Consider the following 21,117-nt stretch of genomic DNA (forward strand, 5'->3'; position numbering starts at 1 on the left):
TAGCTCTAAAACTAGTGTAGATGATAGGTGGTATTTTGTTTTCGTTATTGTTTAAGTTGTATTATTTCAATTATGGTTTCTGATTTTGCTTTTATATTTTCATATGCTGAGATATGAGAACTTGACATAAAAGACATGATAACTAAACCGTTTTTATACTCTCTACTGTCTAATAAACCATTAAAACTATCTAAGGTTATGTTCTGTTCTTCAACGGTTTTTGTTTTTATAAATACGGGGAATAGCTGGTCTATATCTAAATGTTTGGATGCAGGTTTTGAAATGTACTCTCTGTAGTCAAATGTTTCATGAGCTATGTTTAATGTGTTTTTTTTATAAAGTTCTTCTAATTCGAGTAAAAGCAATTTTATAGAATCATTTGAGATGAGATTAAGGTTTCCAGAATTTGATAGCTCTAAAAAGGTAGTATTGTTTGGTGAGAAATTTTCTTCCATTAATGTATTGACAACATTTTTTGTTAATTCAGTTAAGCTGTTAGTAGCCGTACCATTGATTTGTTGTATCAATCTTTGGTCACCACGCAGTCTGTTTTTTCTAAATTCAATTAAGAAATCCAATCTTAATAAATCTTTCTTTAAGTCAAGAACTATATTCGCTTGATACTTTGTCTCTCGTACATCCTCTGTTCTCTCTATATTCCAGTTATTTACTTGTAGCGCCAAAAGAATTCCAATCATTACTAAAATTATTTCTCCTAATGCATACTTCAAATACTTTCCAGTTTTGCCTTCTGTAAGTGCGTTTTGACGAATTTTTCTAAAAATTTTTATCATATGTGTTTTCCGAGAAAGCTTAAATCTTATAGGTTGGTCATGAATAAGCACTGCCTAATATGTCTATTAGTTGTACTATCTAGCAGCTAAAGTAGTAAAAGAAAACGAGCCAGAGAGAAATCTCTAGGATTTTGAGAGCACACACAACATTAGCAATGAATTTTACTTAGTGTTGCCAACCGATTTTTATTTTGAATAAGCACCTGAAGAATACGTCAATTCATAACTATGCGTATAGATTTCAAAAACAATACCGAATGGGTCTTCAACATAGCACATTTTGAATGGTTTGTCATTTGGGTAGTATGCTCTAATGGGCATTCTTTGCTTTCCCCCATAAGCTACAATTTTATCAATGAGTTCCTCAATATTTGGGTCTTGTAAACAAAAATGAAAGAGACCAGTATTAAAAGGACTAAATTCAGGTGCTTCTTTAATTCCATTCGGAAAGGAAAATAATTCAATTCCAATGCCATCTGAAGTTGCTAAATGAGCAATCTCAAATTCAGTCCAATCGTTTCCAAAAACGTCAATGCACATTTTACCAATAGCGGTCTCCTTTTCCTTTTTGACTTTTGATGGTTCCATAATTACGTACCAACCCATTACTTCTGAATAGAATTTTAGGGCTTCTTTTATATCTGGAACTGTTAGTCCAATATGTGAAAATGATTTAGGATAATTTTTAGTCGTTGACATACGTTATAATTTAGATTGCAAAATTAGTTTATATTTGTATTATAAGCAATTACTTACTAAAAAGTACTATACTTACTAAAATGAGTAAAATAATGATTATCAATTATATAAATTTTGAATAAAGATAATAGTTGTCCGTTAAATTATACAATGAATTTAATAGGAACAAAATGGAAGCCTTTAATTTTATTTCATTTATTAGAAGGTGATTTGCGATCAGGAATACTGCAAAAGAAAATTCCAGGTATTTCAAATAAAATGTTTACTCAAACAGTAAGACAGTTGGAAAAAGATGGGCTTATTTTTAGAAAAGTTTTTCCTGTAGTTCCTCCTAAAGTAGAATACAGGTTAAGCAATAGAGGAAAATCACTTGAGAGTATTTTAAGACATATGGATAAATGGGGTTTTGAAGATTGTCAGAATTAATTGAATAGGCCAAATGTTAAATGTGTTGGCCAGACGTTTAGCAACCAATGGTCTCAATTATGGATATTTAAAGTTGGACTATTTGTTGAAGACAGTCAAGTTTTAAATCCTTTTAGGATTAAAATGAATATCTCTATTCTCCGATGATTCCTAACTCATTAATGATATCAGTGCGCTCTGTTAACTTCGTGGATTAATGCTCCAGTTTTCAGCAATTTTCATAATCAACTCCTCATTTGCATAATCTAAGTCTTTACGTTCCCAATAATCGTCTGATTGGGCTTCTATAGAAAGTGAATTAAAGAAATTTAAATCATTCTCGATTTTAGTTGGAGTTCCAAAGACTTTGATGTTTTCTCAACGTTTCCCGATGTAAGCATAAATTCGTTTTGTTGTCCCATTTAATGAACGCATCCAGTTATGGTATTCTACAACTCTATGTGTGCCAATGAATTGGGCTTCTCCGAATTTTGTACTTAATTTATTTAATATTCTTTCTTTACGATCTCCAGTTGCTAATTTCATTTCAACGACTAAAGTTCATTCTCCTATTTGAGGTGTAATGAAAATACTATTTTCATAAGCATGATTAATGCTGCTTTTCTAGTTTGAAGGTCGGGTATTTTTGATATTAAGAATTTTAGCTATTTGCTGCTTATCAGATGTTTTCACCGCAATCCAAACAGTTTTATAACCAAAGTCAATAGGTTTGTCTTGTTTAGTCAAAATTTATTTTGATTGAGATTGGTAGTTCGCTGTAACGCCATTTCGTTTGACATACCAAACCGAAAAAGCAATGAAAGCAATAATTCCTAAGACTATTAACAGTTTCATTTGGTTAGGGTTTTTTTTATGCAGTAGCAAATAATATAGTAGACATCAGTTTTAAATACGATATCAATAGAATTGTCGTAACATGGTCACACACATTGGTAGACTTAATTAATGACGTTGATGCCAGTGTAAGAAAAAATTATATGGAAAGCCTAAGAAATGATTTTTACCAGTAGTTTTGTTTATTCTATAATTTCGTAATCAATACTTAATTTTCGCAAAGCTCTTAAAGCAGAACCAGAGTTTTTGTCTTCCATCTCAATATCTACAGCGTCTCCTTCTAAAAGTATATCTGTGAGTTCATTGGATAAAGAGGCACTAACATTAGATGAAATCTCTACAATACATTTGGCTATGGCTCTTCTATCTGGACGCTGAGCATCACAAGACAATAAGTTTAATTTCATAATATTAATAATTTATTTATGGAATATATTAGAGTTGAGATAAGTTTTATACGTACTTATATCACCTTTGACTTTAATAAGTCACATTGGATTGTAATATCCACTATTTCAATTGTAAAAACCAAAGTTAGACGAAGTTCGACTTTTTTTTTTAGAAAGTCAAACTTTGAAATTTCTTAAATTTTAAATGATAGAAAGAAAACGAAACAGAAAGGAATGCTCATTATTTTAAGAGTACATGCATAGCAACCCATTAATGATGTCTAGTATTAGGTATCGTTATTTTTTAATGTCCAACCCACTCAAATTTAAAAAATCTATTCACTAAAAGTGATATAATAAAACTAACAGATATAAAAAGAATAGTATACACCAAGAATCCAATTTCTGGTGGCATTTTTTACATGTATCTATAGTTCATAATGACACCTAAGTTGCACTAGGGTATCGATTTTTTCAATTGTCAAAATTCAATTCAAAACGAAGTTAGTGGCTTTTTTTTAAGAAAGTCAATACGTGTATTTACGTGTATGTTTTAAACAAAAAAATAGGAATTTTACTTTGGTTTGAGGCTATTGAAGTACCGACTATAATGAATCAAATATTTTTTTAAACCGTTCAGGTAACTCCTCTTTTAAAAATAGTTGTTCATGTGTGAAAGGATGTGTAAACTGTAATGAATACGCATGTAAATACAAGCCTTTACCATTTAAAATTAAAGGTTCAACTCCATAAACTTTATCTCCCAATATAGGATGGCCAATATGTGATAGATGTTTGCGTAGTTGGTGTCGTCTCCCTGTTTGAGGTTCTAATCGTAATAGGTTGAGTGTTCCAAATCTTTTGGAAAGGACAGTTTTACAAAGCGTATAATTAGATTTTGAAGCCTTACCATCAATGTTGGTAGTGATTTCTCCTTCAGAGTCCATTTCACCAATAGCAGTTGCATAGTAGGTTTTCTTGATATCCTTATCTTCAAACAACTTATTTAAAGCTCGAATGCTACTGCTCGTTTTTCCTACTAACAAAACCCCTGTAGTCCCAAAATCTAAACGATGAACAGGTTGAGGTTTTGTAGCGTCAGGAAGTGTGCTTCTTTTTATATTTCTTACCAATGCATTGGTAATGGTTTTAAAACTATTGCCACTAACTAAAATGCCAGCGGGTTTATGAATTACGGCTAAATGATCGTCTTCAAATAATACCTTGAGTTGAAGGATTAATTTTTTCTTTAAACTGATTTCTTCTGAAATGGATAAACTAATGCGTTCTCCACCGTTGATAAAAGTAGCTGAGGTTGCAACAACATCATTGACCTTAATATAGCGTTTCTTAAGTGCTTTTTTTAATGCAGATTTTGTTAAAGCTACATCGAAAATACCTACGCCATACTCTTGTAACCGAATAGGGGCAAATAATTTAGGAACAATATGAGTTTCGGTTTTTTTTATAGTGGTGTTGTTATACTATGATCAATAGTCACAAGGATACGAAGTTCTGCAATTTATTTTAAACGCCAAGTGTTGAAATCTTTTAAATTTTAGAAGAATGAGTTTATAGCCTCCATTGCACAAATATTCCAGGTTGATAAATAGAAGTAGCACTATTTATATTGCTATGTAATTGTAGTCCTAGAGCAACATTCTTATTAATATTAAATCTAATTTTACTTTGTAAAGGAAGTCCAACGCTTCCTTTTGTGTATTCACGTCGAGAATTTTCATCATATTTAAAATTGAAAAAGCCAAGTCCTCCAAAAAAGTCAATATGAAGCCATTCGTTTATTTGTAATTCTCGACCATACATAATATTGTATTCGTCAAAACTATCCTGTATAGCTTCTCCAATAAAATTTATTTTGAATTGAGATCCTTGACCAGCATACACTTTAAAAATATGTTTCCCGTAATTGAAACCAACATCTAAATTTACAACAAAACCGCCATCCCTGTTTGCAAAGTATAGGTTTAAAGGAGCGAGTGAAATACTGTGAAGTTTGAGTTTGTTGGTCTCATCTTGAGCATGTCCATTTAAAATGAAACTTAAGAATAGTAGTATTAACATGATCTTTTTCATTTCTCAGTTATTTTTAGTGTTTCGTGCAATGTTAAAATATTGACAGTTGTAACTTTGAAAGACTTAAGTTAGACTATTTTTTTTAAAGATAAGTTTTAAAATAACCTGCTTCTAAAGCACTTATTTATTTAAATAATTCATTTTAACATTAAACGATAAACACGATAATTGCGAAAGAGTATTGTTTATCTTATCCAAAATTAAACTACCCATGATTACTATCCAAGACATAAACAAACCAGAGCCGATTAAGGTTGATGAACAACTAAAAACCTTTCAAAAAGGAGATGCTGTTGCAGGAACTATTGAAAGCCTGAGGCAAGGTGAGTTCATATTAATTCAAACGTTTTATAGTGATGGAATTAGCCTTCTTGCTGAATTGCATAAGGATCTCAAATTAAAGTTGCCAAATTCTTCTTTTAAGGATCAGCAGGCTTATCGTGCAGAATATCACAAACTTTCAAATTTAGTTGTTTTAGAAATTGTGGATCAAAAACTAAGTCCAAAGAAATCTCCTAATATTGGTTGGTTAAGTGAGTTTTATCCAGACAATGAACACTTTTTATTAACATTTCCTCAAGTTCAAGGTTTAAATAGCGCTTGGCAGTGGCATGAAAAAGGAGTTTCTTTACCTGTTTTGCGAAATAAATTAAAACCTTATTATGGCACATATTTTCCTACACGTTTTGAACATTTAGTTCTTTTTGATAATTTTTTAAAACATTATAAAGGTCAAAAAAAGACAGTAATAGATGTTGGAGTTGGTTGTGGTGTATTGTCTATGCAAATGGTAAATCACCAGTTTCAAAAGGTATTTGCAACAGACATCAACCCTAATGCGATTTTTGGACTTCGAGAATACATGGGGAACACAAAACTTTCTAGAAAGATAGAACTAGATTGTGCACACCTTTTTGGTAAATGGATAAAACAGACTGAATTAATAGTTTTTAACCCACCATGGTTGCCAGAGACTCGAGAATTGGAGCGTATTGATGAAGCGATTTTTTATGATAAAACTTTATTTGAAAACTTCTTTGCCGAGGCGAAAAAGAGATTATTACCAGAAGGTCAACTGGTAGTCATATTTTCAAATTTAGCGCAAATAACAAATGTAACTGCAGCGCATCCTATAGAAACAGAACTGATGAACGGTAATCGATTTCAACTGGAGCGATATTTCAAAAAACCAGTAAAACCTGCCTCGAGTAAAACTAAAAGAGATCAGCATTGGCGAGCATTGGAAGAGGTAGAGCTTTGGGTGTTGAAGCATATCTGATTCTCAATGAATCATTTTGAATTATTGTATTACAAATTTTTAAGTTTTAAAATTTCCGAAGTCAATAAAAAAAGCATCCACAAACGTGGATGCTTTTATCATTATATGCCATTTAAGAGTTGGCTAGCGATCTAAGATTTTTTGGCTAGTATCATAATTTTCAATTCCATATCATCATTGACGAATTTGTCACCAAGATCATCAAATATAGATTTTGATCCGTAATTAACTCCCCATTTCGTTCTGTCAATTGTGAATGCTTCACTTTCAATAGTCATCAGGTCTCCATTATTAGTAATAGTAACAGGGAATGAAATGTTATGCTTTTGACCTTTTATAGATAAGTTGCCAGAAAGTCTTGATTGTCCTGCAGCTGAAGCTTCAGTTCCTGTAATTTCAAATTCTGCACTTGGGAATTTTACGGTATCAAAAAAGTGATTTTCTTTACCTTCTATAGTGCCTTTTAAATGCGACTCTAAACTTTCTTTACCATCACCAGACTCAAGATCTGTTACAGTGATAGATGTCATATCAATTAAAAAAGTACCACTTTGTAATTTACCGTCGTCTGTTTTAAAGATTCCATTGTCTAAATTAATAGTTCCATTATGTGCTCCTGTAGGTTTAAAACCTTTCCATTCTATTGAAGATTCTGCAACATTTGCTGTGTATTTTTGAGATGTACTTGCACTCACAGCTGCAGCTTCTGCATCACTAGTATTGGCTTCTGTTGTTTTATCTTTACAACTTGTAGAGGCAATGGCAATGGTTAAAAGTATTGAGAACTTTAAAAATTTTGTCGTCATATTCTGTTTTGTTTTAGATGTTTACTGATAGCAAAAATAAGTATTGCTCATAGCTTCTGCAATTCCGAATAAAATATTTTGGTGACATTTTGACATTTTAATAATAATGGCAGTACTTTTGCCATCTTTAAATTGAAGATTGAGAAAAAAATCAAGAAAATGAGTAAAAAAGATAAAAATCAAGATATAGAAGAATCGCAAACTCAAGACTATATAAATGAGATTATTGAAGGTTCTTTAGTCGAAGAGTTGACCGTTGAAGAACAGCTTAAAGAAGATTTAGCAAAGGAGAAAGACAAGTTTATGCGTCTTTTTGCAGAATTTGAAAATTATAAAAAACGTACAACTAAAGAGCGCATAGATTTATTTAAGACTGCAAATGAAGAGGTTATAGTCTCTATATTGCCAGTTCTTGATGATTTTGAGCGTGCTTTATTGCATATTGAAGACGATAAAGAAGCTGAGGAGTTACGTAAAGGTGTCTTGTTGATTTACAGTAAGTTAATTGCAACTTTAGAGTACAAAGGATTAGCTAAAATAGAAGTAAACCCAGGTGATATCTTTAATGCAGACGATCATGAGGCAATAACGCAGATCCCTGCACCAACAGATGATTTAAAAGGAAAAATTATTGATGTTGTTGAAAAAGGATACAAACTTGGAGAGAAAGTAATTCGCTTTCCTAAAGTTGTAATCGGACAATAATTAATAATAAAAACTAAAAATTTTTTCTGCGGAAAAGGTTAAGCATACAAGTATGGCAAAAAGAGATTATTACGAAATATTAGGAGTTGATAAAAGTGCATCTACTGCAGAAGTAAAAAAAGGTTATCGTAAGATGGCAATCAAATATCATCCAGATAAAAACCCGGATGACGCAGATGCAGAAGCAAAATTTAAAGAAGCTGCAGAAGCTTACGAAGTTTTAAGTAATGCCGATAAAAAAGCACGCTATGACCAGTTTGGTCACCAAGCCTTTGATGGATCTGGTGGTTTTGGTGGTGGTGGAGCTGGTATGAATATGGATGATATATTCAGCCAGTTTGGTGATATTTTTGGAGGTGGAGGCTTTGGAGGCGGAGGCGGATTCTCTGGCTTTGGAGGCGGTTTTGGCGGAGGCCAAAGACGTGTTAAAGGAAGTAACCTAAGAATTAGAGTGTCTTTAACTTTAGAGGAAATCGCTAATGGAGTTGAGAAGAAAATAAAAGTAAAACGTAAAGTTCAAGCACCAGGAACAACATATAAAACCTGTTCAACATGTAATGGGCAAGGCCAAGTGACTAGAGTCACCAATACTATTTTAGGTCGTATGCAAACAGCTGCTGCTTGTCCTACATGTGGAGGCGCAGGACAGAGTATAGATAAAAAACCATCTGATGCTGATGGTCAAGGTTTAAAAGTTCAAGAAGAAACGGTATCTGTAAAAATACCTGCTGGAGTTGTAGATTCTATGCAGCTTAAGGTTACTGGAAAAGGTAATGAAGCACCCGGAAATGGTATCTCTGGCGATCTTTTGGTTGTCATAGAAGAGAAAGAACATGAAACATTAAAACGCGAAGGTGATAACTTACACTACGACATGTATGTGAGCCTACCAGATGCTGTGCTTGGAACATCTAAAGAAATTGATACTGTTACTGGTAAAGTTAGAATTAAGGTAGATGCTGGAGTGCAATCGGGTAAAATTTTACGCTTACGAGGTAAAGGAATCCCGAGTATTAATGGTTATGGAAGTGGAGATTTATTAGTTCACGTTAATGTCTGGACACCAAAAACATTGAATAAAGAGCAAAAAGAATTTTTTGAAAGCATGAAAAATGATGAGCATTTTGACCCAAAGCCAGAAAGTACAGATAAATCATTTTTTGAAAAAGTAAAAGATATGTTTTCATAAAAAAGACAGTTTTTAATAAAAAACACTATATTTGATTCATCACTAATTTCGATTAGTGATAATTTTTCTTTTTCATAGCAATTTTTTTCCCATCCTTAATTTGTTTTGAGGGTGGGTTTTGTTTTTAGGTATAAGTTGCTGTAAGTGTGAGAACTTAGATTCATATTTTTTCTCTAGCATAATACTAATACAGTCAAAAAAATTAAGTTAATAAGGATACTTTACGTCATTAACATTTTTATCTTTACTGCTATTACAATCAATCAATTTAAAATAATATATGAATGACCTATTAGTTGCTGATTCAGTATCTAAAAACTTTGGAGATTTTAGGGCGCTTAACGACGTTTCTATTTCAGTTCCAAAAGGAAGTATTTTTGGATTATTGGGACCTAACGGTGCAGGTAAAACGACACTTATTAGAATTATTAATCAAATTATGATGCCTGATACAGGTCGCGTTTTATTAGATGGTGAGCTTTTAAAACCTGAGCATGTTAGAAATATAGGATATCTACCAGAAGAACGTGGGCTTTATAAGTCTATGAAAGTTGGTGAGCAAGCTTTATATCTTGCACAGCTTAAAGGCTTGTCAAAAACAGAAGCAAAAGAACGTTTAAAATATTGGTTTGATAAATTAGAAATTGGAGATTGGTGGAATAAAAAAATCCAGGAACTAAGTAAAGGTCAGGCGCAAAAAATTCAATTTATTGTAACGGTTTTACACCAGCCTAAATTATTGATTTTTGATGAACCATTTTCAGGATTTGATCCTATAAATGCTAATTTGATTAAAGATGAGATTCTCCAATTAAGAGAAGAAGGAGCTACTGTTATTTTTTCAACACATCGTATGGAGTCAGTAGAAGAACTATGTGATCATATCGCCTTAATTCATAAATCTAATAAAGTATTGGATGGTAAATTGACTGATATTAAACGTCAATTTAAAACCAATACGTTTGAGGTAGGATTGCAAACAGATACGGTTGAAATGGTGACTAACACTATAAAAGAAAAGTTTGAAGTATTGCCATCATCATTTAGAAACCTAAATGATGATGTAAAACTTAATATTAAACTTAATGGAACAGACACATCTAATGATTTATTGTCATTTCTAACGTCTAAAGCACAAGTACATCATTTTGTAGAAGTGATTCCAAGTGCAAGTGATATTTTTATTCAAACTGTAAAGAACAACTAAGATGAACCATTTACCACTCATTATAAAAAGAGAGTATCTCACAAAGGTGAAGAACAAGTCGTTCATTATTATGACGTTTGTAAGTCCGCTAGTTATGGTAGCCTTGTTTGCGGTTGTCGCATATCTATCTCAATTAAATAATGATAAAGAGCGTACTATTGCTGTATTAGATGAGACAGGAGTTTTAAGTGATGTTTTTGAAAATACAGAGTATACTACGTATACAATTTTAACCGATACAAGTCTGAAAATAGCTAAAGAACTCACAAAATCTAAAGAAGATTTTGGCTTACTTTATATTGAAAAAAGTAGTGATCCTAAAAATGTATTATCTCGTGTGCAATTTTTCTCAGATGAGTCACCTTCATTGGGCATCATGTCTAGTTTAGAAGAGAAAATAGAAAAGAAATTATCAGATAATAAATTGTTTAATGATGGCGTAGATTTAGAAAAGATTGCCGCTTCTAAAACAAGTATTACTATTGCGCAAGAAACTTTCACAGGCGAAAAAACATCTAAAATTGATAGTTATTTAAAACTCGCTTTTGGTGGAGCAGCAGGATACTTGTTGTTTATGTTTATCATTATTTACGGAAACATGATCATGCGAAGTGTTATCGAAGAAAAGACAAGTAGAATAATTGAAGTCATCATTTCATCGGTAAAACCAATACAATTGATGATGGGTAAAATCATAGGAACCTCTCTAGCAGGAATTACACAATTTGCGATATGGGTCCTATTAGGAAGTATCTTAATGCTCGTATTGTCTGCCATTCTTGGAGTAAGTTTAACCGAATTACAAACACCGCAGCAAGACATCATGAATGAAGCAATGCAAAATCCTAAAATTGCTAATGAGATACAACTAGGGTTGCAGTCTTTCTTTAATTTACCAATTGGTAATTTAGTTGTTGCTTTTATGTTCTTTTTTATAGGTGGATATTTATTGTATAGTTCTTTGTATGCCGCAGTTGGAGCAGCAGTTGATAATGAAACAGATACGCAACAATTTATGATGCCAATTTTAATGCCATTAATTCTAGCAGTTTATGTTGGAATTTTTACTGTAATTGAAGATCCTCATGGCACAGTGTCTACTGTGTTTTCCTTTATACCATTTACCTCTCCAGTTGTCATGTTAATGCGCATCCCCTTTGGTGTTCCCATTTGGCAACAAGTCTTATCGTTTGCTATATTGGTTTGTACATTCGTGTTTACAGTATGGTTCGCCGCTAAAATATATAGAGTAGGTATTTTGATGTATGGTAAGAAGCCTAGTTATAAAGAATTGTATAAATGGATTAAATATTAAATATGATTCAAGACTTTTCTACAATAGAAGAAGCGATAACTGATAGTTCTGTTTGGGAAAATACTCAAGCATTTATGAAACAGCATGTCGAATTTGGAAAAGATATAAGTATTTCTATTTTTGATGTTGTGATTGTCATAACTGTTATTTTTATAACAACCCTAATTCTTAGACTCGTATTGAGAATTATTACAAGAAATCTTCCGCCAATTGACAAAGGGAAATTTAATGTTGTTTTTAGTTATTTTAGATGGTTAATCTATGTCGTAATTTTACTAGTTACCTTGCATACGGTAGGTATTAATGTTACAGCTGTTTTTGCTGCGTCTGCAGCACTATTAATTGGTGTTGGTTTAGCATTACAAACCTTATTTCAAGACATTATTTCGGGTGTGTTTATTTTAATAGACCAGACGGTACATGTTGGAGATATTATTGAGATTGATGGTAAGGTTGGACGTGTTGAAGAAATAAAATTGAGAACTACAAGGGCCGTAACTATTGATAATAAAGTATTGGTAATACCAAATCATTTGTACTTAGAAAATAGTTTATACAATTGGACACAAAACGGAACTGTAACAAGAGAAAATGTACAAGTAGGAGTGGCGTATGGAAGTGATATTCAGTTGGTTAAAAAAATATTATTACAAGCGGCTAGCACGCATCCAGATGTCATTAGTTCTCCTGAGCCTATTGTAGTTTTTACCAACTTTGGAGAGAGCTCGTTAGACTTTAAACTTATCTTTTCATTAGGAGATAGCTTTAAAGCACAATTTCCCAAGAGTGATATACGTTTTGAAATTGATAGATTGTTTAGAGAGCATAACGTTTCTATTCCTTTTCCTCAGAGAGATATTCATATCATTCAAAAACCCAAGTTGAAATAAGGTTAAATTAGAACGAATAAAAAATATGAGTAATAAATCAAGTAAGTTATTTTGTGTAGTGGTATTCTGTTTTTTATCACAGCTCGCTAATGCACAACTTACAGATTTAGCTAGATTAGAATATTCATTTATTCCTAAGAGTAATTCAGAAGATCAATACACCAGATTAAGAGCATTACTTAATTATCCTATCCAAACAAAAGAGGATTGCTATTTGATAATTGGTGCAGAATATAACCGTATTATATTAAATTTAGAGGATGATTATCCTTTTGACAAGTCTCGTTTAAAAACTATTAATATAATAGATTTAAATTTTGGCTATACATTTAAGACTAGTGAAAAATGGCGTTTAGGTTTTAAATTCAATCCTAGAATAGCTTCAACACTGACGACAAAAATAACATCAGATGATTTTTTTATTAATGGCGGTGCATTTGCTATCAGTGATAGAACAAAAGATGAGAGTTCCAAAAGACCTTATCGTCTAATTCTAGGACTAACATTCAATGCCACTACAGGAGTTCCTTTCCCGTTGCCATTTGTTAGCTATTTCAGACGAGTTAATGAAAGGTGGTCATTTTCAGCAGGTGTGCCAAAATCTAATGTAAAGTATTTTTTTACTGAAAGTAGCATGTTACAAACGTTTATAGGTTTAGATGGATATTTTGCACATGTACAAGAACCATTGGCTATTCAGGGGCGACAAGTGGAGAATATTTCCTTATCAGTTGCGGTAGGTGGACTTGGGTACGAATATTGTTTCACTAAGCATTTAGTCGCATACATGTACGCTGGTTATACATTTAGATTAAATAATGTGTTACGTGATGGAAATAGAGAGGAAGTTTTTAAATTAGATGACATAAATGCATTTTATTTAAGAACAGGTATAAAATTTAAAATATAAAAATGGCGAAGATTTTAGTTATTGAAGACGAAGCAGCGATTAGAAGAGTATTGGTTAAAATACTTTCAGAAGAAAATGATGCCTATGAAGTTTATGAAGCAGAGGATGGGTTAGTCGGCATAGAAAAAATTAAAAAAGAAGATTTTGATTTAGTACTATGTGATATCAAGATGCCAAAAATGGATGGTGTTGAAGTCTTAGAAGCTGTAAAAAAAATAAAGCCAGAAATACCCATGGTGATGATTTCTGGGCATGGTGATTTAGATACTGCAGTTAATACGATGCGTTTAGGCGCGTTTGATTACATTTCTAAACCACCAGATTTAAATAGATTACTCAATACAGTTAGAATAGCACTCGATACTAAAGTTTTAGTTGTTGAAAATAAAATGCTTAAAAAGAAAGTCAGCAAAAAGTATGAGATGATAGGTGAAAGTGATGCCATTACTCATATTAAAGATATGATTGAAAAAGTGTCTGCTACAGATGCAAGAGTCTTGATTACCGGTCCAAATGGCACAGGTAAAGAGCTAGTAGCGCATTGGTTGCATGAGAAAAGTGATCGCGCTAAAGGTCCTTTAATAGAGGTTAATTGTGCTGCGATACCGTCTGAGTTAATTGAAAGTGAATTATTTGGCCACGTTAAAGGTGCTTTTACAAGTGCAGTTAAAGATAGAGCTGGAAAGTTTGAAGCTGCTAATGGTGGTACGATTTTTCTAGATGAAATTGGAGATATGAGTCTTTCGGCTCAAGCTAAAGTATTAAGAGCATTACAAGAAAGTCGCATCCAACGTGTAGGTAACGATAAAGATATTAAAGTTGATGTGCGTGTTGTCGCAGCGACCAATAAAGATTTAAAAAAGGAAATTGCCGAAGGTCGATTTAGAGAAGATTTGTACCATAGACTTGCCGTTATATTAATTAAAGTGCCAGCTTTAAATGATAGACGCGAGGATATTCCGTTGTTGATTAATCATTTTTTGGGTAAAATTTCTGAAGAACAAGGCACAGCAAAAAAAGAATTTTCTGATAAAGCTATAAGATTACTTCAAGATTATGATTGGACTGGCAATATTCGTGAATTGCGAAATGTTGTGGAACGTTTAATTATTTTAGGGGAAAAAGAAGTGAGTGAAAATGATGTGAAATTATTTGCATCTAAATAGTCCTATCATGAAAAAAAACATCAATACAAATGAGTTTAAAATAACGACACCAATTCAATTAAAGGATATAGCCACAACATATCATCTCGATGCTGATAAAGATGAAATTGAAGACGAATTAGAAGGTGTTTGTAAAGATTTGGCAAAAATTCAAAATGCCATGTATGCTCATGGTAAGTATGCGGTTCTTATTTGTATTCAAGGAATGGATACAGCGGGAAAGGACAGTTTAATTCGTGAAGTCTTTAAAGCCCTAAATGCAAGAGGTGTCGTGGTTCATAGTTTTAAGGTTCCTACGGAAATAGAACTCAAACACGACTACTTATGGCGTCATTATTTAGCGCTACCAGCTCGCGGAAAATTTGGTGTTTTTAATCGCACACATTATGAAAATGTATTAGTAACACGTGTACATCCAGAATATATTATGGGCGAGAATTTACCCGATGTTAGCGCTGTTAGTGACGTAAACGATTCTTTTTGGGATAAACGTTTTAAGCAGATTAATAACTTTGAAAAACATATTGCAGAAAACGGAACTATCATCTTTAAATTCTTTTTACACTTATCTAAAGACGAACAAAAAAGTAGGTTATTAAGACGTTTAGATAAACCAGAAAAAAACTGGAAGTTCTCACTAGGAGATTTAAAAGAACGCGAACTTTGGGACCGCTATCAAGACTGTTATGAAGAGGCTTTAAATAGAACATCAAAGGCGTATGCGCCTTGGTATGCCATTCCTGCAGATGATAAACCAACGGCGAGATATATTTTGGCAAAAACCTTATTAGATACTTTAAAAATGTATAAGGATATTAAGGAGCCAGAAATGGATGAAGATATGAAAGCCAATTTACATCTCTATAGAGAACAATTAGAAAATGACTAGTTCATTTTTAAGTTTTCTTTTTAATTACTAAATATTTAAAATAGTATCTTTCAGCTTCAATGAAAAAAACGATCTTATGAAGCATATACTCATTGTTGTATTTCTTTTTACAACGGTTCAATTCTCAGCACAAACAGATGCTGATAATCTTAAAAAAATCTTTACCAATTCCCTAACAGATGGAATGAGTTATCAATGGTTAGATCATTTGTCAAACCAAATTGGTGGACGTTTATCAGGCTCATTAAATGCAGAATTAGCAGTACAATATACCAAAGAAGAGTTTGATAAGTTAGGCTTAGACAAGGTTTGGTTGCAACCCGTTATGGTGCCTCGTTGGGTAAGAGGTGCTCCTGAGTTTGCATACTTTGAAACCTCACCAGGAGTCACTACAAATGTGAATATTTGTGCGCTTGGTGGTTCTGTTGCAACACCTGCTGGCGGTTTGAAAGCTAAAATCATTGAAGTTGGAAGTTATACAGAAATAGAGGCTTTGGGGACTGATAAAGTAAAAGGTAAAATTGTATTTATCAATAGACCAATGCAAGCTGATTTGATAAATACTTTTGAAGCTTATGGTGGTTGTTCTGTTGAGCGGTACGCTGGTGCTGCAGAAGCTGCAAAGTATGGAGCTGTTGGGACCATTGTGAGATCTTTAAATTTAAGACTGGATGATTTTCCGCATACTGGAAGTATGGGCTACGGCGATTTACCAAATAGTAAACGAATTCCTTCGGCTGCAATTAGTACTAATGATGCCGAATTATTAAGCGGAATTTTAGCACTAAATGATAATATTAATTTCTTTTTTAGTCAGAATTGTAAACAACTAGAAGATGTACAATCCTATAACGTCATAGGTGAAATTACTGGAAGTGAATTCCCTAATGAGATTATCGTTGTTGGTGGACATTTAGACTCTTGGGATTTAGGTGATGGCTCTCATGATGATGGCGCAGGAGTAGTGCAATCTATGGATGTTTTACGTTTGTTAAAAGCAAGTGGGATTCGTCCAAAACGCACTATAAGAGCTGTTTTGTTCATGAATGAAGAAAATGGATTAAGAGGCGGGAAAAAATATGCTCAGGTTGCAAAGTCAAACAAAGAAAAGCATGTATTCGCTCTAGAGAGTGATTCTGGAGGATTTACGCCTAGAGGATTTAGTTTTGACTGTAGTGAAGCAATGTTAGCAAAAATACAAAGTTGGCGACCTTTATTCAAACCCTATCTAATTCATTATTTTGAAGAAGGTTATAGTGGAGCAGACATCGGTCCTTTAAAAGATGATAATATCGTCTTAGCTGGTTTGCGACCAGATTCACAACGTTATTTTGATCATCATCATGCAGCCAATGATACGTTTGAACATGTGAATAAACGTGAATTAGAATTAGGAGCTGCTTCTATGACTGCCTTAATTTATTTGATGGATAAATATGGAACTGAGACTATTTCTAAAAACGTTGAATTAAAAAATTAACATCAAAATTTGCATAGTTTTTTTGCTGAAATATTAGCCGAATTATGGTTGTGGTTTCTTGACATTAAGTACTGGTTTAAGAAACGAAAACGACGAAAATTCGAGAAGGAGTATCACCTTCAGAAGAGAACAATGCTATATCCTTCTCAGAAGTTGTCTCTTATTTATGTTCTTGTGATCTTATTTTTTGCTTCTGCTTTTATGATCTTTGAATCTGCCGATAGTCATCCTAATAGAACAGAAAAACAACTTTTAAAAATAGCACGATTATTAGAAAAAGAGAAAAAAGATATAGGAGAATATCCCATAGTACTAAAAACCATTATTAGAAATAATCCTTTATTAAAAGGTGTCACTAAAGACCACTGGAATAATGAGATTAACTATCAATTATCAGATGACGGTATGAGTTATCGTTTGTTTTCCTTTGGAAAAGATAGAACTCTAAATACGAAAGACGATATTACAATAGGGAATAAAACACAATTTGAATGAAATATATTTGCTTAGTAATAACAATTTTAATATCGACGATAATGTCTTCACAAGATTCAAAACATAAGGAAATCCCTTATTATGAAGTTCCAGAATATGCTAAAGAATTCACAGCGGGAACTATGGCTGCTCGCATGGTGGATGCCCTAGGCTTTAGATTTTATTGGTCTAGTGAAGGCTTAGTAGAAAAAGATTTAGTCTATAAGCCAAGTGAGGACGTGCGTTCTATCGCAGAAACTATAGATCATATTTTAGATCTATCTTATGTAATCGTAAACTCGACATTAAAAAAGAATAACGGTGACATCGATAAATCAAAAATGACTTATGAAGATAAACGTAAACAAGCTCTAATCAATTTAAAAACTGCTGCAGATATTTTAAGAGTAAGCAATGATATCTCACAGTACCAAATCATTTTTGGCGAGAATGAGATTGCTTTTTGGAATCAAGTTAATGGCCCTATAGCAGATGCAATTTGGCACTGTGGCCAATTGGCATCGTTTAGAAGAGTTTCAGGAAACCCTATCAATCCGAATGTGAATCATTTTAGGGGAACAGTCAAACAATAAATCTCATTCGAATTTTTGATTGTAATTAAAATATCTTATTTTTCTTATAAATTATTGCTTGCATGAAATTTCTAAATGAGAAGATAGTTGTAATAGCTTTTATGTTAATCCCTTTATTTTGTATCTCACAAAGTACAAGAGAATTATTATGCAAGATTATAGATGCTAAAACGGGTGAGCCAGTCTTATTTGCTTCTGTGGCAGTCAAAAACCAAAATATTGGTGTCATCTCCGATGACGATGGGAGTTTTAGATTGCCAATTACATATAAGATTGACAATGCTGTTATAGTTATTTCTTGTATGGGATATGAAACTATAGAGGTTATTGTTCAAACGCTCACAGAGGATCGTTTAAATATTCTAAAATTAAAACCTAAAATTGAATCGCTTGAAGCAATTACCATAATTGCAAAAAAGGACTATATTTCCGCTAGAGATATTGTTCAAAAAGCACTCATAAATATCCCTTTAAATTATCCTAGAAATCCACATTCTTATATTGGCTATTACCGTGAATATCAAGTTTTGAATAAACGGTATTTTAATCTTAATGAAGGTATTATGGAAGAGTTTGATGCAGGTTTTCAAACCAATAAAATCTTTAATAAAGATAATCAGGCTGCATTATATAGTTTTAAGAAAAATAAAGAGTTCCCTCAAGATTCAGCATTAGCAAGTGCTTATGATAATAAAAACTTGAAATTTATAGAACAGGCGACAATAACTGGATTTGGTGGGAATGAATTGAGTATCCTAAATCTGCATAATGTAATTAGATATAATGATAAAAAATCATTCTCATTTATAGATGTTTTTAAAGAGGACTTTCTCTACAATCATTTGTTTAGACTGACTGATAAAACATACTTAAATGATGAGCCTATTTATGCTATTAAATTTTATGCTTTAGAGGAAGTTACGGGTACCAAGAATAGGGCAGAAGGGGTTATTTATATTGCTTATAAGAACTTTTCGATACATAAATTAGAATATAATGGCTTTACTTTGAACAGTAAAAAGCCGTTCTATTCCTTGACTGTGGAGTATGCTCCAAGAGGAGATAAAATGTTTTTAAATTATGTGTCATTTTATAATTCTTTTAAAGCAAAAAGTGGAAATAGTTTTAGAATTGATACGGTCGATTTTGATATTGCGGAAAATGCTTTTCTCATAAACTTTAGTAATGATATTGATGAAAGCACTATTACTAAAAAAAGACGATTCAAATTTGAATATAATCAAGACCGATTGAAAATTGAAAAGATAGATTTAATCTCTAACAGAAAACTTAAAATCACATTGTCAGATGAATTAACAGGTGATGAAATTGAAGATTTTAAAACTTTAAACGGAATTGAATATAAAATTAAAAATATAGCAGATTTAGCAGGGCGACAATTAAACGAATTGTCCTTTATTGATACCGATCAATTTAGAGAATATTTTGTTCAACAGGTTTTTAAAAATAAGGAGCTTCCTGATAATTTAGTGTTTATTAATAAAGTCATGTCATTGAAAAAAGCAGAGATAAACAGTAATGCATTAGATATCGATACATATTGGGTGAATTCACCGTTAAAAGAGACTAAGAATTAAGAGAAGACTATCAGGGATTAAGTTTCAATGACATATCCTATTTTGATATTAAAAAACGCAAGATGTAAGTCTTGCGTTTTAGATTATAAATCTATTTCAATTTGATTATGTAAGATATCATCAAATGTCTCTTGCTTTCTAATAAGATGCGCTTTTTTATCATACCATAATACTTCGGCAGGACGATAACGTGAATTATAATTTGAAGCCATCGAGTAGCAATAGGCTCCTGCATTTTTAAACGCCAAGATATCATCTTCGGTGATTTCATTAATTCGTCTATTATTCGCAAATGTATCTGTCTCACAGATGTAGCCCACAACAGAGTAGAACCGTTCTCGACCATTTGGGTTAGAAATATTAATAATTTCATGTTGTGACCCATAAAGCATTGGTCTAATTAAATGATTGAAACCAGAATCTACTTGAGCAAAAACCGTTGAGGTGGTTTGTTTTACCACATTCACTTTTGTTAAAAAATAACCAGCTTCGCTCACTAAGAATTTTCCAGGTTCAAAAGCTAGGGTTAATGGTTTCCCGTAGTCTTTACAAAATTCATTAAAACGTATGGAGAGTTTTTCTCCTAATTCTTCAATATTAGTTTCAATATCTCCTAATTTATAAGGGACTTTAAACCCAGATCCAAAATCGATAAATTCTAAATTCTTGAAGTTTTTAGCAGTATCAAAGAGTATTTCACTAGCATATAAAAAAACATCAATATCTAATATATCGCTTCCTGTGTGCATGTGAATTCCGTTGATATTCATTTTTGTATTCTCAACGATCCTTAATAAATGCGGAATTTGATGAATAGAAATCCCAAATTTACTGTCAATATGTCCTACGGAAATATTCGTGTTGCCACCAGCCATTACATGTGGGTTAATCCTTATACAAACCGGAGTTTCTGGATGTTTCGTTCCAAATTGCTCTAAGACTGATAAATTATCAATGTTAATTTGAACGCCAAAACTTGCCGCTTTTTCTATTTCCGCTAGGGAAACACCATTTGGAGTGAAAATAATTTGCTCAGGCTTAAAACCCGCTTTTAACCCTAATTGAACTTCCTGTATAGAAACGGTATCCAACCCAGTTCCCAATTGATTAAATAATTTTAAAACCGAAATATTAGACAATGCCTTCATAGCATAGTTTAGCTTTAACTGTTTTACCTTCCCAAATGCAGATATTAAACGTTTATACTGAAATTTGATTTTTTCAGCGTCATAAACATAAAGCGGACTTCCATAGTCTTTAGCAATTTGTAATAAGGTGTTGTATTCCATAATTTTTAGTCTTAATATTCAAGGTGTTTAAGGAGTCAAAATAAAAGTAATCATTACTCAAAACATAAAAAATAAAATAAAATTACTATTT

22 protein-coding genes are annotated in these 21,117 nt (G+C 32.4%); 14 read left to right on the forward strand and 8 right to left on the reverse strand.

The window, feature by feature from the left end; translation table 11 throughout:
* Positions 1–44: 44 nt before the first annotated feature.
* Both H593_RS20115 and H593_RS0111530 read right to left on the reverse strand, forming a co-directional pair.
* Positions 45–794, reverse strand: coding sequence for a DUF6090 family protein (locus H593_RS20115; protein WP_028872586.1), 750 nt, complete (start codon positions 792–794; stop codon positions 45–47).
* A gap of 186 nt (positions 795–980) precedes the next feature.
* A complete protein-coding gene (locus H593_RS0111530) occupies positions 981–1,493 on the reverse strand; it encodes a VOC family protein (RefSeq protein ID WP_028872587.1) in 513 nt (170 codons plus the stop codon).
* 150 nt (positions 1,494–1,643) lie between these two features.
* Between H593_RS0111530 and H593_RS0111535 the strand changes: the two genes are divergently transcribed.
* On the forward strand, positions 1,644–1,919 hold the full coding sequence (locus tag H593_RS0111535; RefSeq protein WP_037052194.1) for a winged helix-turn-helix transcriptional regulator: 276 nt from the start codon (positions 1,644–1,646) through the stop codon (positions 1,917–1,919).
* A 357-nt stretch (positions 1,920–2,276) separates the two neighbouring features.
* Here H593_RS0111535 and H593_RS20825 read toward each other — a convergent pair whose 3' ends face one another.
* The 4 genes from H593_RS20825 to H593_RS0111555 form a co-directional block, all read right to left on the reverse strand.
* Positions 2,277–2,444: a hypothetical protein gene (locus H593_RS20825; protein ID WP_157588839.1), complete on the reverse strand. Its 168-nt coding sequence runs from the start codon at positions 2,442–2,444 to the stop codon at positions 2,277–2,279.
* Positions 2,445–2,935: 491 nt separating this feature from the next.
* Positions 2,936–3,160, reverse strand: coding sequence for a hypothetical protein (locus H593_RS0111545; RefSeq protein WP_028872589.1), 225 nt, complete (start codon positions 3,158–3,160; stop codon positions 2,936–2,938).
* Between the two features lie 587 nt (positions 3,161–3,747).
* On the reverse strand, positions 3,748–4,611 hold the full coding sequence (locus H593_RS0111550; RefSeq protein WP_037052198.1) for an RluA family pseudouridine synthase: 864 nt from the start codon (positions 4,609–4,611) through the stop codon (positions 3,748–3,750).
* Positions 4,612–4,714: 103 nt separating this feature from the next.
* Positions 4,715–5,236 (reverse strand): hypothetical protein, encoded by a 522-nt coding sequence (locus H593_RS0111555; RefSeq protein ID WP_028872591.1) that lies wholly within the window; start codon positions 5,234–5,236, stop codon positions 4,715–4,717.
* 211 nt (positions 5,237–5,447) lie between these two features.
* Between H593_RS0111555 and H593_RS0111560 the strand changes: the two genes are divergently transcribed.
* Positions 5,448–6,515 carry a methyltransferase gene (locus tag H593_RS0111560; RefSeq protein WP_028872592.1) on the forward strand — a complete coding sequence of 356 codons (1,068 nt, stop codon included), beginning with the start codon at positions 5,448–5,450 and terminating at the stop codon, positions 6,513–6,515.
* A 131-nt stretch (positions 6,516–6,646) separates the two neighbouring features.
* On the opposite strand, the gene H593_RS0111565 is transcribed toward H593_RS0111560, so the two are convergent.
* Positions 6,647–7,321, reverse strand: coding sequence for a YceI family protein (locus H593_RS0111565; protein WP_028872593.1), 675 nt, complete (start codon positions 7,319–7,321; stop codon positions 6,647–6,649).
* Between the two features lie 159 nt (positions 7,322–7,480).
* Here H593_RS0111565 and H593_RS0111575 point away from each other — a divergent pair, with 159 nt between their 5' ends.
* From H593_RS0111575 to H593_RS0111630, 12 genes are all read left to right on the forward strand, one after another.
* A complete protein-coding gene (locus H593_RS0111575) occupies positions 7,481–8,026 on the forward strand; it encodes a nucleotide exchange factor GrpE (RefSeq protein WP_028872594.1) in 546 nt (181 codons plus the stop codon).
* A 52-nt stretch (positions 8,027–8,078) separates the two neighbouring features.
* Positions 8,079–9,215 (forward strand): molecular chaperone DnaJ, encoded by a 1,137-nt coding sequence (gene dnaJ, locus H593_RS0111580; RefSeq protein ID WP_028872595.1) that lies wholly within the window; start codon positions 8,079–8,081, stop codon positions 9,213–9,215.
* A gap of 280 nt (positions 9,216–9,495) precedes the next feature.
* Positions 9,496–10,422: an ABC transporter ATP-binding protein gene (locus tag H593_RS0111585; RefSeq protein ID WP_028872596.1), complete on the forward strand. Its 927-nt coding sequence runs from the start codon at positions 9,496–9,498 to the stop codon at positions 10,420–10,422.
* Position 10,423: 1 nt separating this feature from the next.
* Complete coding sequence (locus tag H593_RS0111590; protein WP_028872597.1) at positions 10,424–11,737, forward strand: ABC transporter permease; 1,314 nt, start codon at positions 10,424–10,426, stop codon at positions 11,735–11,737.
* Positions 11,738–11,739: 2 nt separating this feature from the next.
* A complete protein-coding gene (locus tag H593_RS0111595; RefSeq protein ID WP_186826676.1) occupies positions 11,740–12,627 on the forward strand; it encodes a mechanosensitive ion channel family protein in 888 nt (295 codons plus the stop codon).
* 25 nt (positions 12,628–12,652) lie between these two features.
* Complete coding sequence (locus H593_RS0111600) at positions 12,653–13,537, forward strand: DUF6268 family outer membrane beta-barrel protein (RefSeq protein WP_037052203.1); 885 nt, start codon at positions 12,653–12,655, stop codon at positions 13,535–13,537.
* Positions 13,538–13,539: 2 nt separating this feature from the next.
* Positions 13,540–14,703 carry a sigma-54-dependent transcriptional regulator gene (locus H593_RS0111605; RefSeq protein WP_028872600.1) on the forward strand — a complete coding sequence of 388 codons (1,164 nt, stop codon included), beginning with the start codon at positions 13,540–13,542 and terminating at the stop codon, positions 14,701–14,703.
* A 7-nt stretch (positions 14,704–14,710) separates the two neighbouring features.
* Entirely contained in the window at positions 14,711–15,592 is an 882-nt protein-coding gene (locus tag H593_RS0111610) for a PPK2 family polyphosphate kinase (protein ID WP_037052206.1), read from the forward strand.
* 76 nt (positions 15,593–15,668) lie between these two features.
* A complete protein-coding gene (locus H593_RS0111615) occupies positions 15,669–17,072 on the forward strand; it encodes a M20/M25/M40 family metallo-hydrolase (protein ID WP_028872602.1) in 1,404 nt (467 codons plus the stop codon).
* Positions 17,073–17,081: 9 nt separating this feature from the next.
* Positions 17,082–17,567, forward strand: coding sequence for a type II secretion system protein GspG (locus tag H593_RS20830; protein WP_028872603.1), 486 nt, complete (start codon positions 17,082–17,084; stop codon positions 17,565–17,567).
* Complete coding sequence (locus H593_RS0111625) at positions 17,564–18,139, forward strand: hypothetical protein (RefSeq protein ID WP_028872604.1); 576 nt, start codon at positions 17,564–17,566, stop codon at positions 18,137–18,139. The genes H593_RS20830 and H593_RS0111625 overlap by 4 nt, the downstream gene beginning before the upstream one ends.
* Positions 18,140–18,201: 62 nt before the next feature.
* The gene (locus H593_RS0111630; RefSeq protein WP_028872605.1) at positions 18,202–19,737 is read left to right on the forward strand and encodes a carboxypeptidase-like regulatory domain-containing protein; all 1,536 of its coding nucleotides are present in this window, start codon (positions 18,202–18,204) and stop codon (positions 19,735–19,737) included.
* 83 nt (positions 19,738–19,820) lie between these two features.
* Here H593_RS0111630 and lysA read toward each other — a convergent pair whose 3' ends face one another.
* A complete protein-coding gene (lysA, locus tag H593_RS0111635) occupies positions 19,821–21,026 on the reverse strand; it encodes a diaminopimelate decarboxylase (protein ID WP_028872606.1) in 1,206 nt (401 codons plus the stop codon).
* Positions 21,027–21,117 lie beyond the last annotated feature (91 nt).

Source organism: Psychroserpens burtonensis DSM 12212 (genome assembly GCF_000425305.1).
GTDB lineage: Bacteria > Bacteroidota > Bacteroidia > Flavobacteriales > Flavobacteriaceae > Psychroserpens > Psychroserpens burtonensis.

Bases quoted from the DNA above. Each gene is read 5' to 3' on its own strand.
- H593_RS20115 (WP_028872586.1), bottom strand. From the start codon at position 794: ATGATAAAAATTTTTAGAAAAATTCGTCAAAACGCACTTACAGAAGGC.
- H593_RS0111530 (WP_028872587.1), bottom strand. From the start codon at position 1,493: ATGTCAACGACTAAAAATTATCCTAAATCATTTTCACATATTGGACTA.
- H593_RS0111535 (WP_037052194.1), top strand. From the start codon at position 1,644: ATGAATTTAATAGGAACAAAATGGAAGCCTTTAATTTTATTTCATTTA.
- H593_RS20825 (WP_157588839.1), bottom strand. From the start codon at position 2,444: ATGAAATTAGCAACTGGAGATCGTAAAGAAAGAATATTAAATAAATTA.
- H593_RS0111545 (WP_028872589.1), bottom strand. From the start codon at position 3,160: ATGAAATTAAACTTATTGTCTTGTGATGCTCAGCGTCCAGATAGAAGA.
- H593_RS0111555 (WP_028872591.1), bottom strand. From the start codon at position 5,236: ATGAAAAAGATCATGTTAATACTACTATTCTTAAGTTTCATTTTAAAT.
- H593_RS0111560 (WP_028872592.1), top strand. From the start codon at position 5,448: ATGATTACTATCCAAGACATAAACAAACCAGAGCCGATTAAGGTTGAT.
- H593_RS0111565 (WP_028872593.1), bottom strand. From the start codon at position 7,321: ATGACGACAAAATTTTTAAAGTTCTCAATACTTTTAACCATTGCCATT.
- H593_RS0111575 (WP_028872594.1), top strand. From the start codon at position 7,481: ATGAGTAAAAAAGATAAAAATCAAGATATAGAAGAATCGCAAACTCAA.
- dnaJ (WP_028872595.1), top strand. From the start codon at position 8,079: ATGGCAAAAAGAGATTATTACGAAATATTAGGAGTTGATAAAAGTGCA.
- H593_RS0111585 (WP_028872596.1), top strand. From the start codon at position 9,496: ATGAATGACCTATTAGTTGCTGATTCAGTATCTAAAAACTTTGGAGAT.
- H593_RS0111590 (WP_028872597.1), top strand. From the start codon at position 10,424: ATGAACCATTTACCACTCATTATAAAAAGAGAGTATCTCACAAAGGTG.
- H593_RS0111595 (WP_186826676.1), top strand. From the start codon at position 11,740: ATGATTCAAGACTTTTCTACAATAGAAGAAGCGATAACTGATAGTTCT.
- H593_RS0111600 (WP_037052203.1), top strand. From the start codon at position 12,653: ATGAGTAATAAATCAAGTAAGTTATTTTGTGTAGTGGTATTCTGTTTT.
- H593_RS0111605 (WP_028872600.1), top strand. From the start codon at position 13,540: ATGGCGAAGATTTTAGTTATTGAAGACGAAGCAGCGATTAGAAGAGTA.
- H593_RS0111610 (WP_037052206.1), top strand. From the start codon at position 14,711: ATGAAAAAAAACATCAATACAAATGAGTTTAAAATAACGACACCAATT.
- H593_RS0111615 (WP_028872602.1), top strand. From the start codon at position 15,669: ATGAAGCATATACTCATTGTTGTATTTCTTTTTACAACGGTTCAATTC.
- H593_RS0111625 (WP_028872604.1), top strand. From the start codon at position 17,564: ATGAAATATATTTGCTTAGTAATAACAATTTTAATATCGACGATAATG.
- H593_RS0111630 (WP_028872605.1), top strand. From the start codon at position 18,202: ATGAAATTTCTAAATGAGAAGATAGTTGTAATAGCTTTTATGTTAATC.
- lysA (WP_028872606.1), bottom strand. From the start codon at position 21,026: ATGGAATACAACACCTTATTACAAATTGCTAAAGACTATGGAAGTCCG.